This is a genomic window from Aliiglaciecola sp. 3_MG-2023 (genome assembly GCF_030548205.1).
Classification (GTDB): Bacteria; Pseudomonadota; Gammaproteobacteria; order Enterobacterales; family Alteromonadaceae; genus Aliiglaciecola.
The window spans coordinates 67,334-81,516 of sequence record NZ_JAUORV010000007.1 but is presented as its reverse complement, the minus strand read 5'-3'; the positions used below and the strand labels follow the sequence as shown (position 1 = coordinate 81,516).

Here is a 14,183-nt window from a genome sequence, read left to right as displayed (position 1 = left end):
GATTTTGATTGGTTTGGGTGACACTAGTCTATTAATACATTGATAATAAAAATGGAATAAGTGCTAAAACTATTGGGAACTCATAGTCTGAAAAATTAGATTGAATAACCAAATATTTAATAAAGGATTTAATTCTAATTAAAATAATTTTTAGACGGCTGTACTCCAGATTTTTATGTAAAAAAGGGGTCTTAAATGAGTTAATGTTTTCTAGTTTTTCAAGAACTTCCCAACCTCTAAAATCCACTTTATTTTTAACAATCAATTTATTTTCAGGGCTATATTCAAATATAGAACGATATAACTCATCTCCTAGTGAAACGTAAACGGGAGTCTGAGCAAAAAAGAAATTGGGATCCCCTTCCGATTTTAGTTTGTATAACTCATTATCTTCAGTTGCTAATCTCGGTAATAGTACAAAAACTTGATTTTTCTTATTCCTGAAAAATTGATCTAATGATTTTAATGCTAAACTCTCAAAATATAATTTTTCCAAATTCTGATTATTGCTTCTAATAACACTTAAAAAACTAGGCCTATGATTTTCTTCTAAATAATACTGGCCAAACCTGAAACAAAAATATATATGGATACAAAGAAGAACGACATATACATTTTCATGACTAGTTAATTTAACAGTGTTTCCTAAAAATCTTACTGTTTCTAATTCAAATCCTAAAACGACAAAAATCAAAATGCCTATTGAAGACATAATTAAGTTTCTTCGTTGTCTTAAAAGTCCATCAGACAATTCCCTATCTCTAGATTTTATTTGATTATTCAATAACATACCCTTTTTATAGGTAAATCAGCGTAAACATTTACCAATTTTTAAAACATGATCAAAAGAAAACTGATGCTCTGATGGTGCTAAAGTGCAACGGCCCACGTACCTTCCTTTGAACTCTTTTATTCCATGTTCAATAAATACAATATCACCGCACTTAGGACAACTCGCTTCATATTGTACAATTTCAATTGATTTCGGTTCCTTCTCATCTTTTATACTTTTATCCCTAGTGACAACAAACAAAGTGTTTGATGTTTTAAACCTAACCATAAAATCAGGTACAGAAGAAACACCTTTTTCCATTAACTCGTATATTACGAATATCGCTCGTACTAAAAAGTAAAGGAAAAATACTGAGATTATAGAAACCCAAACATAATTTGTCGTACCAAGTAAGTAGATCAAAAAAGGGATTCCAATGATTCCAATTACGGGTATGCAAACAAAGAAAAAAGCCCCTTTTCCTTGGAGTGATACTTTTAATAATGGCTTTACCCAGAAATAAGGTTTTTGAATTGAAATGGGTTTATAGCTGATCTGGTTACTAGGTTCAAAGTTAGGTGAGTTAATATCTGAAAGAGTTAAATACCAAAATGCTTTTGCGCCACCTTTCGAATCATTGCTATTTATTTCGAGATGTCTGTTATGCCCTTTCTCTAACAAACTTTTACTAAATTTAGATTCCGCTGATAAAAGCTCTTTAAGGTTATCTTTATGGCTATTTACTACTCTTCTTGCTTTGTCAGCGTCAACATTATCTGACCATACAAATGAGTAAATTTCTTTGTATGTAAAACAAATATTATTAATTGGAACCGATTCTTCAATTAATTCTAAGGATTTTGTAATTAATGCTAAAAGTATTTCTTCAGCTTTATTCAAATTCTGATTTTCATTTAGGATTTGCTTAGCAGTCTTTAGAACCCCATTAAGCTTTTGAATATCAACCACTTTTAATTCCCTAACAAAATAATATCAACCGGTTTCATACCGGTATAAACCCTGTTTTACCAAACCTTTACAGACCATTCTAACCCCTCAATTAATACGGAGGTACAAAAATGATTGCCCTAACTCAGAAATATGTCACGACCAAAAAACTATCCGAAATCACAGGATACACGAGAGAAGCAATTAACAACAAAACCAAAAAAGGTATTTGGCAAAAAAATGTTCATTTCCATAAAGCTCCTGACGGGAGGCTAATGATGAATGTTGAAGCAATTTACAAATGGATAGAAGGAAGGCCGTAATGACAGTAAAAATATCAAAAGGTGGATATGTAATGGACTTCACTTTGAATGGTGTTCGATATAGGGAGTCCATCCCTGCGCCACATAACAAAAGTGCAGAAAAGCGGTTAATAGAACAAGAAGCAGTTTATAAAATGGCGATCTCGATAAGTGATAAAACTGCGTTAGACAAATATCCTAATAGCGGAATATTACAAAAAGCTTTCGACTTTAAAAGTGCTAGCTATACGGTAGATGCATATTCATCCATTTGGTTTGGTCGCCACCAAGCCAACTGGTCACACACTACAATTCGAGGCTATAGCCAAAAATATAATACTCATATAAAGCCGAATTTTGGCCAAATCAAACTTCAAGACTTTACTCCTAGTATTTATCACGATTGGGCAAAAGTTCAAAAAATGTCCGGAAAATCTATGAATGAAATCCGTAATATCCTTAATCAAATATTTGAAGAAGCATTTCTTGACGAAATTGTTGATGTAAATCCCATAAAACGTACCCGCAGAGCCAAAGTACAACAAAAAGAACCTGAACCTTTTAACCAGCAAGAAATCGACAAAATACTGTCTGCTTTAGAATCCCCTTATAAAGCATATTTTCAAGTCGCTTTTTATACAGGTATGCGTACTGGTGAATTATTAGCTTTGAGGTGGGAGGATATTGATTTCGATAACACTAAGATACACGTGCGTAAAAGTATTTCACATGGAGTTGAAAAGGATCCGAAAACACGTGGAAGTATAAGAGATATGGATATGCATCCAAAAGCACAAGAAGCTCTCAAGCTCCAACTTACCAGTAAACATACTAATGCCGAACGTGTTTTTGTTGATCCGCGAACGAGTAAAACATTCAAAAATGCAGAAGGTTTAAGAAAATATATTTGGAAAACTGCACTCAATACGAGCCAAGTTAAATACCGATGCCCATATCAAACAAGACATACATACGCTTCAATGATGCTATCTAAGGGAAAACCACCAATGTGGGTTGCCGCACAAATGGGGCACGCTGACTGGGGCATGATTAGAAAAGTTTATGGGCGGTGGATTAATAATTGACAAATGACCACGGTAAGGTAATCTAATTACGCGATTAAATGGTGAATTTAACCACAGAGCATTGCTCAAAATTGTTAATTCGAGGAACTTAAATGTTCTACCTGAACCGGTAACGCTCGCGAGCTTTTAAGCACGTCGTGCCCGGTAAGCGACGAGTGGATCGTCGCTAGGTTTGTCGGGGAGTAAAGTTCGTTAGTAGCTCACCACTCCAGATGGGAAGTTTATAGTGGACCTCTGATATCTTTCAGGGGGTTGAACCAACCATATGACGGAGAAAATATTATGAATATTGATCGCAAAACTAACGAAAAACCTAAGAGTTTGAGAAGAGCTACTAAGTGGCGAATCTTGATGATTAAGCTATTTTTAAATTGTTTTTACTTTGCAATAAAAGTATTGCTTAAAATAGCCATCATTGCATGTTTAACGTACTTCGGAGTGCTAGTGCCAAACTTTTAGCTTTATATTGCTAGGGCTAGGGTTACTCCCCTGCGTTTACCTATATGGTGTTATTATGAATTTATTATTGCTTAGAAATATCCTTGGAATAGATGCAATAGAGGTTGCAAGTTCATGTGATATTACAGTTGAAGAACTTGAAGCTGTTGAGCAAAAAGATGCTACTAAGTTAAATCAGTCAAACGTTACAAATAGAATTTCTTTTTACTATTCTGACTTGATAGGAATTGATGTAGATAAGTTCAAATTTTGCTTCATTCAAGGTAATGCTCCAAAGTCATCCGTTTACTTTTTAAAAATTTTGAACAAAATATTCTATAAGACAGGAAGCTTATTTTTGAATGGCAAAGCAGTATAATATAAATCAATCTCCACTTTACAAACTTGGAACTTTTAAAAGGCTAGCAAAAATCTTAGATTGCGAAGTGAAAAGTTTGGAATCTCTTCTCAACAATCCTGAAAACAATTACTACACCTCTTATGTAAAGCAGGAAAAAATTAAAAGCGGTGTAAAAGAAATTATTAAGAGAAAAATACAAGTCCCCAAGCCGCAGCTAAACAGGATTCATAGAAAAATACAGAAATTTCTCTCTAAAATTCAGAAACCTGAATACCTATACTCAGGAGTTAAGGGTCGGTCGAATGTAAGTAATGCTAAATGTCATATAGAATCTTCGTATATGAGTAAAGTTGATATAAAAAATTATTACGAAGACACATCTGTAAAAAGCGTTTACAAATGTTTTATAAATACCTTTAAAATGAAACCTGATATAGCTAATGTATTGTCGGTTTTATGCACCTACAATGGCCATATTCCTACTGGTAGTTCTTTGTCTCAAAATCTCACTTTTTTTTGTAATATTAACTTATTTAATCAAGTTTCTCAGTATTGTAAAAAGAGAGAAATAAAATTTTCTTTATACGTAGATGATCTTACTTTTTCTGCGAAATATAAACTTAAAAAAGAGCTTTTTGATAGAGTAATATTTCTTTTTAAGAAAAATTCTAATTACACTATTCACAAATTCAAAATGTATGACTGTAATACAGCTAAATTAATAACAGGCGTAATATTAAAAGATAATGTGCTATATGTTCCTAATAAATTGAGATTGAAAATGTTAAATCATGATAGAGACAGGGAACGGTTCATCAAAAAATCGAAAAATAGTATGGAAGAATCAATAGCATTCTTTCAACGGTTTATCGGATTAGTCAGCTGTGCGAACCAAATAAATCCAAACTATAAAATATGGACAAAAGAACTTTGCAAAGAACGACTTGAGAATGGTATCACTGCAGTCAATTATAGAGAATAGAATATGTATTCCATTGAAAAACATAACTTTAAAAATAGTTCAAGTCCCGCCAGCTCCACCAAATCAATAAAAGAAGACGCTTTTTAGCGTCTTTTTTTATGTCTCCAGACAACATAATTTCTATTAATACCATCAGTTAAATGAATTTATCTTTTATCAGCATGGTATTATCTCTTATCCTTAAAATTCCCCCCTTAATATCAACTCTGAACATTCCACTTTATCCTCCCGTTATTTTCAATGGGTGGTTAAGAAATTAGCTTTTATCTTGCATTGGTGACTCAGGTATTAATTTGAATAACAACAACTTGTTGAGATACTGTCTATTCCCTCGATACTATGGTGACATAACTATCGATTTAATCTAATTGCTTAAACAAGGCGCGGTTTATAAGGATATTTATGCTTGTTAGCAAAAGTCGCACATTCAAATTGACTATCGTATTGTTGATTATCCTGGTTAATTCTTTAGCAGTCCTATATCTAGGGCGAGAGCGATTAGCATTACCCGAGTGGTTAGTGAAACCATTATCCTATATAGAACTATTAATTAACGAAGAAGATGAAATCACATCCGTGCCTTTGACCCCTTTAGATAATGTTCAACCCCAACACAACATTGATTTACCTGCCAGTGGCCAACAGCCGGATTCTGCTAAACTAATTGCCAATATCAATAATCATGGAGAATTATCTACCACGGGATCCCTATGCTCTGATTCTCGGCCAAATCTTAAGAGTAAACAAATTTACACTTGGATAGATAACGATGGTAACCGTCATATAAGTGACAAATCCAGATCCGTGAACAGTGATACCTCCGTTTCAGTCATTGCAACCATCCAACCCGAGGCATTATCTATCAATTACTCAGGTACGGTACCGCCCTATCGTCTACAACAAGAAATTCACTCAAGGGTAATGACAAACAAAGACTTGTTTGCACAAATTACAGCAAAGGATTTAGTAAGACCTATCACCATTAATTTTAGATTTTTCAAAGATATTAATAGCTACAATAAATACCAGAAGCAGGTCGCGCCCACTATAGAATCGGCTATTGGTTTTTATGTTAGTCATATTAACGAATCTGTTGTTATGATCAATGATGATAAGCAGAGTGTGGATACGGCTGTTCACGAAGCGATGCACGCGATCAATCGGCATTGGTTCGGTCATATGAGCAAATGGCTGAATGAAGGTATCGCTGAATACGCAGAATCAAGTCAGTCGACTTCCCCTTCCAATAGCCAATGGCGAGCACATATCCAAAAACATGGGACACTGCCTCTTACAACACTGTTTAAAGCAAACGGCAGTCTCTGGGAAGCCGACAAAACGATGATGTATGCTACCAGTTGGGCATTTATTGCATACCTAATGGAAAACCATCAGCAAACACTGGCTCGCCTTTTATTGGAAGAAAACAACAATGGCTGTAATGTGGTTAACATCAGTGATATAGAGCGCATATCATCTTATCGGTTATCGATGTTGCAGAATAATTTTACTCATTGGTTAAAACATATTTAAAATTATTAGCAAACGTCCATTAGCTTTTAACAAGTAAAGCCATGGCACTCTCCATCATTTATCATAACATGTGGCAAAAAAAAAGCCCGTTTCAAAGAACAGGCCGTAGATGTACTTAAACGATTACTATTGAAAACTTATTTACGCTTCGTAGAAAAACGCAGTCCGAACAACCCCATGCAAAGTAATGCTAAAGACAATGGCTCAGGAACCGACTGGCTTGACGTTGATGCAATGCTCACAACACCGCTATTCACAACATAAGACATCGATGATAGATAAAGACTCTCTGTACTACTGCCTGAACTTGCACAGGCGGAATTTACACCCTCGACGCACCAAAAGTTTATACCAGAACCAGTAAAGGGATTTTGGAATAGTACGAGACCAACACCAGAAAAATCAAATAATAAATCTGTGTTTGTAGCCGTCAAAGAGGAACCATTTATCAAAAGGTCAGAATTCGTACCCACATTTCCAGGGCCGATTAAATTAAACGTATTAGAACCATCATTAAGCGTTAAGTCCCAATCGATGATATTGTTCGTAGCCAATGTTCCTAAAAAACCATCTGTAGTAATTGAACCAGTGACACCACCAGCCCCAATGACTCTTTCCACATTATAAATTAAAGACGCATTTGCTGTACCAACAAAAAGAAGTGCAAGGGTCAGTAATACTTTATTCATTTCATTTACTCTATATTGTCAAGATAACCAAGAAATGCAAAGGTCACGCCAAATCATAAATAATTGTTTAATAAGGATATTTATTTTACACACTTATTAAAATATACATTTTGTAAAAAATACTGACTAATTTAAAGTGGCTAAAAAGCACTACTGGTAGGCAAAATTTTAACGTCGGCAACTCACCTAACTCATGTACAAACTCAAGTATGGACAGCCACAAACTAGACTCTAAGGTAACCCACATCAACTATGCTTAAGTATTCTTAATTCAAGGAATGAATTATGCCATTGCCACGGAAGCGCCAAATCAGTCTTTCAGACCCCCCTTATTATCATTGTATATCCCGCTGTGTTCGTCGGGCTTTTTTGTGCGGCGAAGATAAACTGACTGGAAAAAGTTATGAACACCGTCGCCAGTGGGTAGAAGACAGATTGTTATTTTTGACCACGGTCTTTGCCATTGACGTGTGTGCATATGCGGTAATGAGTAATCACACCCATGTGGTACTGTATGTGAACTCTGGCAAAGCAAAACACTGGACGGATAAAGAAGTTGCTCAGCGCTGGCATATGCTTCACAAGGGCACGCTGCTTTCACAAAAGTTCACATCTGAGCAAGCTACTGAGCTTAGTGAGGCTGAACACATGACACTCCAATCCACTTTATCCGTCTATCGAAGTCGATTAATCGACATCAGCTGGTTCATGCGAGAATTGAATGAGCCTATTGCCCGACAAGCAAACCAAGAAGATAACTGTACGGGGCATTTTTGGGAAGGGCGATTTAAGTCACAGGCTCTGTTGGATGAGCATGCTTTAGCTGCATGTATGGTGTATGTAGATTTAAATCCAATACGCGCTAAAATGGCAACTACACCAGAATCATCTCATCACACCAGCATAAAGCGCCGCATTCATGATTTTAAAAAAGGGTATCAGCCCTCTACGTTAATGCCCTTTGTCGGTAACTCAATGCAGCCAAAACCGGCAGGACTAAAGTTTGATTTAGTCGACTATCTAAAATTAGTGGACCTATCGGGTCGTAGTTTTGTTCCTAACAAGCGAGGCGCAATAGATATGAGTGGTTCGCCCATATTGCAGCGCTTAGGATTGGATGAAGAAACCTGGCAAGATATATTTTTAACCTTTGAAACTAATTTTAGCGTGGCTGCGGGCCAATCTGGTACATTGAAGGAATATAAACGAAAGCGTCGGCAAAAGAGTTCATTGGGTTAACGTCTCCCCTAAAATCAGTTTTCATTTCAATCGTCTTTTGCACAAGAGGCAGGCCTAGCATCGCGCCAAATTCATCTCCATGATGCTCAGTCGCCTGAAATCGATGATTGCTTAGGTGTTTACCTAAATTATGAACGCATTAATACTTTTCATCAGATTCCAGTATAAATTATATGCCTCAATTTTCACTACCTTAAAAGGTGCCTGTCCATGTATATTCGCGGTGATAACTACACCAGAATGGAAGCTTTAGCTATTTTCATTTCAGAATAGTAGTTTGGTGTTTTACATACTTCAAGCTATAAAAATATAGTGACTCTATGTGCAAAGCCTAAGTAAATGATAAGGAATAAATTTGATATGGACAATTTAGTTACAGAGGTCGCTTCATTAAATCAGACTTTACGCTCACTTGAATCAGAAGAGCAGCCTGACGATAAAGTGATTTTAACTATTGCTGCAGCCATGTTGTTAGCGGGAATAATACATGACGAAGAAGTAAAAAATGTTTGCTTACCTGCAGAAGAGGAACTTGAAGAACTAGGGTTGTTACTTTGGTGTATCGAAAGCCAAATATCACAAGATAGGTTTTCGTTTGATAATTTGAACGAATATGAATCTTTTTACGACAAAATCTATTCTCCACATTTTTCTGATACCGAGTTTTACAGAATATTGAATGGTGTATTAGCAAGCGCGATTTCTCAAAAAAGCGTTTTTGCTTCATCACAATTAGTTGCTTTAGGCCTACGATCACCTAACAATCTTATTCGTTCATGCGCACTTTGCTCTGCTATCGACTTATTCGACATTAAGGAATTAGATTTATTCCAGAGAATTGGTTGGTTTTACGGTAGAGAAGTAGATGAAACAACGAGCCAAATTTTAGCGTCTATAGTCTCTAGAGTGTTTCTTCACATACCAAGTGCTAATAACCAAACTCCATTTAGCATAACCCCCTCCCCGTCAAATGTACCAAACCTATTGCTAATTCACGGTACCGTGCTACCAACTAAACAATCAAATGCCCCCACATGGTCAGTACCTAACACTGGGCAGCTCCACAATCACTTAAGAAGCATTCGACCAGATGTTTACAGCCAAAATGATTATTTCCGTTGGGAAGGTGGTTATACTGATTATGCTAGGGAAGTAGCTTCTATGAACTTAAATGATTGGATAAATGCAAGGAACTTGTCCGGCTTAGATATTATAGCCCATAGCCATGGGTGCAATGTTGTTATGGACGCTTTAAAGAACGGTACTAACATTAGAAATATTATATTCCTTAACTGCCCAGTTCATTGGCAAAAATACTCTTTGCATCCACTCAAATTTAAAGATGTTAATTCTATAAGAATTAAATTTGATTTTGTTATTTTGGCTGACCGAGGAAAGCAAAGGTTCCCGAAAAATACAGTAACTGAAACAATTTTACCATTTTGGTTTACATCTCACAGTGCCGCTACAAAACTTAAAGTTTGGAAAAGCCAAAACCTTGATAGATTTATATGAGTTGTAAAATTCATCTGTGTTTTCTGTGGCACAAGCTGCAGTTCTAACGAAAGAAATAAAAATTTAAAGTAACTAGCAAAACCTAAAATTCATTTAATAAAACGTTTGTGTTTGCTCTTTTTAGTTTTTAACGAGATGCCTTCATACTCACTTTCAGACGGTCTGGAATATTCAACGTGTGAAAACTTTTGATTTTTTTGATAAATATAATTAGAACGACTTCTGACCCCCAACCCAAATGAAGTAATAGCAAACCCCAAAATGGTGACACCAACACTTGGCGTTAAAGTTTGATTTATTACCCCGATAAAATCACCAATCAACAACATAGCACCAATCGAAAAATACAAGATATAAATACGACCAACCCCCTTATCTTTTTCACCTAATTTTATTAATTTCATTCCAATAAACGCTTCGATAATTCCTACTAATATTGCGATGCAAGAAGGTATTAATCCATCAGGAAACCCAAGTTTAGGAATGAAGTGAAAAAGCATAAAAATCGAACTAATTAATAAAATAAAGCCATGTCCAAACAGTAGGTACCCAATTCCTTTCTTCAAATTATCCATATTACTGAATTTCCTTGTGGTTGTTTTTTAACCACACTAAGGCATTGATGCTTTTAGTGTCAATAACAGAATATGGATATCAATTAGCGTCCTTTAATTACTCTATGATGTGGGTATGTGCAACCGTACTAAATCATTTCTGAGTAAATGCAAAATGTTGTTTCATCGTCGTTATATGATTAATAATTAAAAAAAGGTTTGTAAGTTTGATTTTAAATTCTTCACTAACCTTTATTCGAGTAGGATGCTGGTTTGCTTAAATAAAGCCATTGCAGCGCCATATTTGGCTACATATTCACGTTTAAATGAAATCTTAGGTGTAGCAACCCATCAGCCCGTTTATCACTCACCAAAGGCGAAATTGGGTCCTTCAAGGCTAGGAGTTTGTGGGTAATTCCCATCCCAGAGATTTTCTAGGTTTAATCCTTGAAGGTTAGGTTGTTGTTTCTATATGGTATGTAAAAAAGAGTCCTGTTGACTGGAAACTACATGGATAATTCGAAGTTAATGTTTTCATTCCTTTGCGGATTTCAAATATCAATTGAATAAGACCACCTAGGGGCAGGTAAAAAGTCTACTCCCATTTCAATCAGTACCGTCGCTATACTCCTTCTTATACTCCCGCAACTTAAAGACTTTTTATACAAACGATAACTCATAAGTTGTAGATCGATAACTATGATTTACACTTTACCTTTCAGAACTAATAACTAAAGGATTTAGCTTTGCATGATTTGATAGTAGACGGTTATTACTGGGTTAGATGCAAAGAAATAGATAGCGTCCCTATCATTGCTGAATATTGTGATAGTGAATGGTTTTTTTGTGGATTTACAAAAGCGTTTAAAAATAATGAAGTTGAAATTTTAAGTACTAGAATTGAACAATCGTAATTGATGGTCACAATTAGCTTTAGTGGTACAGGATGTGGGACAGAAAAAACATAAAAAATAATTAATATATAAAATACAATAAATTACATACCCTGTTAAGTTCCCGCCAGCTCCACCAATTAAGACCTAATTCGTTGATAATTCAACGAGTTAGGTCGACATCTTGGTCGAAAGTGCGAAAAAGTGTCACACTCAGGTGTCACACATATGGCTTTCAAACTCCCCTACCTTCTTAAAAATCGTAACTCAAATTATTACCTCCGCTTTCTATTACCCTTTAACAATACTATTAGTAAGAGGCACAGATTAGAAGTTCGTTTCTCGTTGAAAACCAAGGACTTAAATGAAGCTCTTTCGGTTTATCACGTCGTTGTGCCACATCTGAAGTATAGAATTAAAGAGTTTTGTAGTATGGATAGAGAACACGCACAGTCGACAGCCGAAATCGCATTTTTGAAAAGTGGCTTTAAAGAATTAATAAGTCAACGTATCTAGCAAGTAGCGGTGCGGATTGTGTAAATAACAACCATTAGAAAACAAAATTAGTACTAAGATCATTGCAACGACATTATGAAAGTCACGACCTCGATTGGCATTCTATACTAATACTTCACTTTCTCCGCCTTTAACTATTACTGAAAACAAAACTGCCAGCTTTCTCGTAAGTTAATATACGCACCTACCTCAGCAGATAAATTTAGGAACTCCATGGTATTCACTAAAATGTCTTCGCTATCTAAATTGGCAATATAGGGGATTTTTTTACCATTGATATTCAAGATGCATAAAAAAGGCGTACGCAAATCTGTGTAATACGCAACATTTAGGTGCCGAGACTCGGTTAAGTATTGCCCTAAATCGATTGTGTCACCTTCATAGCGTGAATTTAGTAAATGCCGGAAGTAGGCAGATTGAGCGATTTTTAGTGTGCAATTATCAGTTTCTGTCGGGATAAATCTGGGCTCAGCAAAACTACTTTCAATGTCACTCTCATGGTCTATTTCAGTTCCCTCGCGTATTTTGCCGCGGGTAATCGTACTCACGGGTAATAGTGGCCATATACTTCGACTGAGTGTGTTCAACGTTTTATTGTAGGTATCAAACACTACCTCACGCTCTAGGTTTGGACTGTTTTGATTAAGCACATTAAAACCGATATTAAATATACGTTTATCGGTTTTTAAGAACGACTTTAAGCTAATGTTGGATTTATGATTAAATAACTCAACGTAGGTTTGTATTTCTGAAAAATCCAAAATCGCAGAGGCTATCATATTGAATTGGTTGATTAGCTGTACTTTTTGACCATTATTAGCCAAACATATTTTTTGAATAAACCGAGTCAGCTCTAAGTTTATACCTCGATAAGGGGATTGCCATTGAAGACCACTCTTCCAATTAGGTTTGGCTTCGGTCAATTTTGCTAATTTGTTAGAAAAATTTGTGTACATACCTGAATAAACAATACTTTTTTCACGCTTCTTCATAAAACCAAAACATTCTGATTGATTACTCATGACATCTCCCAAACTGGCCTAAAATACAAATACGTTCCCTGCCGAATTTAGCTTTACTATTTCAGTGCAAAACCCGCTGACACTCAGGTAAACCCGATTGATTGTTTTTTTCGAGTAAGTTTAAATCTGCCAGAGAAACGGCAATTTGAGTAAGTTCTAGTGAAACCGCAGCGGACCGTTTATAGGCCTGATTGATTGCCCGGGTCAGTAAACGTTTTATATGCCGCAGATTGGTATTTTGCAGCTTACCAATGACTGCTTCGTTGAGCTGCTTAGAAAATATGTCTGACAAGTCATTTTCAACGACAAGCCCCTGGTAAATATTTTGAACTACCCGAGAGAATTGATCGCCTTCTGGCAAATCTATCTCATAGTTACTCAAACGAGATTGAATGTTTTCAGGTAATCTTGAAAACTTATTGGTTGTAGAAATAAATATGACACCCGAAAGATCAATTTCTAAATCGTAAAACTGGTCTTTGAAATGTTTAGCTTGATGAGGCTCTAATATATTGAGTAATACTGGCAACAAGGTATGTTCAGACTCGGTACCTGTATACACTGAGCACAAATCATCTAACAATATAATCGGTTGGAAATTATTTGTTTTTTTAAGCATATATTCAGCCAGCCGCCCACAAGTGGCATTTTTCCAATGTGGATTACCCCCACAAAGTTCAAATTTAGACATCATAGCGCTAATCGTTAAATCAAAAAAATCGACACCCAATGCTGCTGCTAATGCGCGTACAAAGGTAGTTTTACCTACACCTGGAGACCCTTGAAGATTAATTGATTGCACAGACATGTGTTTTGATGAAATAGATAACAAGGTAATTCTATCTACTAAATCTTCAATAACATGACTAAAGTTTGGGAAATCAACAATTAAAGAGGCAACTTTCTGAGCCATTTCTATGGTGCACACCAACGCATTTTTATATGCGCTTATAGTCGACAAATGATCCTCATTGTTTATGGATACACTGTGTTGCTCTTCTATAACTTTCTGCAATTTTTGCAGGTCAACAATAGCTATTTTATTTGGGTCAAACTTATCGCTTTGATAATCTATTTGACCTTTATCTCGCACCGGTCCTAGCGCTTTCAGATCTTTTTTAACCGAGTCATAAACGTCTTCTTCAATATCTAAATCTAAAAGCTCATCGAATATATCTGCAAAATCCTGATCAAACTCATCTTCCACAGTCTTGTCAACTTTCGGTTGATTTTGGTTCATCAGTGGGTCGTTACTAATTTCATGATGTAGATTAGTTTTCATAGCTTTTTTATTGCTCATAAGAATTCCTTAATAAGAAAAGTAATATCTATCT

General features: G+C 35.7%; 13 protein-coding genes. 7 read left to right on the top strand and 6 right to left on the bottom strand.

Annotated elements, in window-relative coordinates; translation table 11 throughout:
* Positions 1 to 31: 31 nt before the first annotated feature.
* Positions 32 to 784: a hypothetical protein gene (locus Q4574_RS09745; protein WP_303473882.1), complete on the bottom strand. Its 753-nt coding sequence runs from the start codon at positions 782 to 784 to the stop codon at positions 32 to 34.
* Between the two features lie 24 nt (positions 785 to 808).
* Positions 809 to 1,741, bottom strand: a complete 933-nt coding sequence (locus Q4574_RS09740) for a hypothetical protein (RefSeq protein WP_303473880.1) — start codon at positions 1,739 to 1,741, stop codon at positions 809 to 811.
* Between the two features lie 110 nt (positions 1,742 to 1,851).
* Between Q4574_RS09740 and xisR the strand changes: the two genes are divergently transcribed.
* The 5 genes from xisR (at position 1,852) to Q4574_RS09715 (ending at position 6,421) form a co-directional block, all read left to right on the top strand.
* Positions 1,852 to 2,043: an excisionase family protein gene (xisR, locus tag Q4574_RS09735; RefSeq protein ID WP_303473879.1), complete on the top strand. Its 192-nt coding sequence runs from the start codon at positions 1,852 to 1,854 to the stop codon at positions 2,041 to 2,043.
* Positions 2,043 to 3,107: a tyrosine-type recombinase/integrase gene (locus Q4574_RS09730; RefSeq protein ID WP_303473878.1), complete on the top strand. Its 1,065-nt coding sequence runs from the start codon at positions 2,043 to 2,045 to the stop codon at positions 3,105 to 3,107. Before xisR ends, Q4574_RS09730 begins: the two co-directional genes overlap by 1 nt.
* A gap of 514 nt (positions 3,108 to 3,621) precedes the next feature.
* On the top strand, positions 3,622 to 3,924 hold the full coding sequence (locus tag Q4574_RS09725; RefSeq protein ID WP_303473877.1) for a hypothetical protein: 303 nt from the start codon (positions 3,622 to 3,624) through the stop codon (positions 3,922 to 3,924).
* Positions 3,908 to 4,888: a reverse transcriptase family protein gene (locus Q4574_RS09720; protein ID WP_303473876.1), complete on the top strand. Its 981-nt coding sequence runs from the start codon at positions 3,908 to 3,910 to the stop codon at positions 4,886 to 4,888. The genes Q4574_RS09725 and Q4574_RS09720 overlap by 17 nt, the downstream gene beginning before the upstream one ends.
* Positions 4,889 to 5,290: 402 nt before the next feature.
* Entirely contained in the window at positions 5,291 to 6,421 is a 1,131-nt protein-coding gene (locus Q4574_RS09715; protein WP_303473875.1) for a collagenase, read from the top strand.
* A gap of 137 nt (positions 6,422 to 6,558) precedes the next feature.
* On the opposite strand, the gene Q4574_RS09710 is transcribed toward Q4574_RS09715, so the two are convergent.
* Entirely contained in the window at positions 6,559 to 7,110 is a 552-nt protein-coding gene (locus Q4574_RS09710; protein WP_303473874.1) for a PEP-CTERM sorting domain-containing protein, read from the bottom strand.
* A gap of 285 nt (positions 7,111 to 7,395) precedes the next feature.
* Here Q4574_RS09710 and Q4574_RS09705 point away from each other — a divergent pair, with 285 nt between their 5' ends.
* Positions 7,396 to 8,349: a transposase gene (locus tag Q4574_RS09705; RefSeq protein WP_303473873.1), complete on the top strand. Its 954-nt coding sequence runs from the start codon at positions 7,396 to 7,398 to the stop codon at positions 8,347 to 8,349.
* A gap of 360 nt (positions 8,350 to 8,709) precedes the next feature.
* Positions 8,710 to 9,864 carry a hypothetical protein gene (locus Q4574_RS09700; protein ID WP_303473872.1) on the top strand — a complete coding sequence of 385 codons (1,155 nt, stop codon included), beginning with the start codon at positions 8,710 to 8,712 and terminating at the stop codon, positions 9,862 to 9,864.
* 89 nt (positions 9,865 to 9,953) lie between these two features.
* On the opposite strand, the gene Q4574_RS09695 is transcribed toward Q4574_RS09700, so the two are convergent.
* From Q4574_RS09695 to Q4574_RS09685, 3 genes are all read right to left on the bottom strand, one after another.
* Positions 9,954 to 10,439 (bottom strand): hypothetical protein, encoded by a 486-nt coding sequence (locus tag Q4574_RS09695; protein ID WP_303473871.1) that lies wholly within the window; start codon positions 10,437 to 10,439, stop codon positions 9,954 to 9,956.
* Between the two features lie 1,525 nt (positions 10,440 to 11,964).
* Positions 11,965 to 12,849: a hypothetical protein gene (locus Q4574_RS09690; protein ID WP_303473868.1), complete on the bottom strand. Its 885-nt coding sequence runs from the start codon at positions 12,847 to 12,849 to the stop codon at positions 11,965 to 11,967.
* Between the two features lie 61 nt (positions 12,850 to 12,910).
* A complete protein-coding gene (locus Q4574_RS09685) occupies positions 12,911 to 14,149 on the bottom strand; it encodes an AAA family ATPase (RefSeq protein WP_303473867.1) in 1,239 nt (412 codons plus the stop codon).
* Positions 14,150 to 14,183: the final 34 nt, after the last annotated feature.

Excerpts from the sequence above, each read along its gene's own strand:
- xisR (WP_303473879.1), top strand. The coding sequence starts at position 1,852 with ATGATTGCCCTAACTCAGAAATATGTCACGACCAAAAAACTATCCGAA.
- Q4574_RS09730 (WP_303473878.1), top strand. The coding sequence starts at position 2,043 with ATGACAGTAAAAATATCAAAAGGTGGATATGTAATGGACTTCACTTTG.
- Q4574_RS09725 (WP_303473877.1), top strand. The coding sequence starts at position 3,622 with ATGAATTTATTATTGCTTAGAAATATCCTTGGAATAGATGCAATAGAG.
- Q4574_RS09720 (WP_303473876.1), top strand. The coding sequence starts at position 3,908 with ATGGCAAAGCAGTATAATATAAATCAATCTCCACTTTACAAACTTGGA.
- Q4574_RS09715 (WP_303473875.1), top strand. The coding sequence starts at position 5,291 with ATGCTTGTTAGCAAAAGTCGCACATTCAAATTGACTATCGTATTGTTG.
- Q4574_RS09710 (WP_303473874.1), bottom strand. The coding sequence starts at position 7,110 with ATGAATAAAGTATTACTGACCCTTGCACTTCTTTTTGTTGGTACAGCA.
- Q4574_RS09705 (WP_303473873.1), top strand. The coding sequence starts at position 7,396 with ATGCCATTGCCACGGAAGCGCCAAATCAGTCTTTCAGACCCCCCTTAT.
- Q4574_RS09700 (WP_303473872.1), top strand. The coding sequence starts at position 8,710 with ATGGACAATTTAGTTACAGAGGTCGCTTCATTAAATCAGACTTTACGC.
- Q4574_RS09695 (WP_303473871.1), bottom strand. The coding sequence starts at position 10,439 with ATGGATAATTTGAAGAAAGGAATTGGGTACCTACTGTTTGGACATGGC.
- Q4574_RS09690 (WP_303473868.1), bottom strand. The coding sequence starts at position 12,849 with ATGAGTAATCAATCAGAATGTTTTGGTTTTATGAAGAAGCGTGAAAAA.
- Q4574_RS09685 (WP_303473867.1), bottom strand. The coding sequence starts at position 14,149 with ATGAGCAATAAAAAAGCTATGAAAACTAATCTACATCATGAAATTAGT.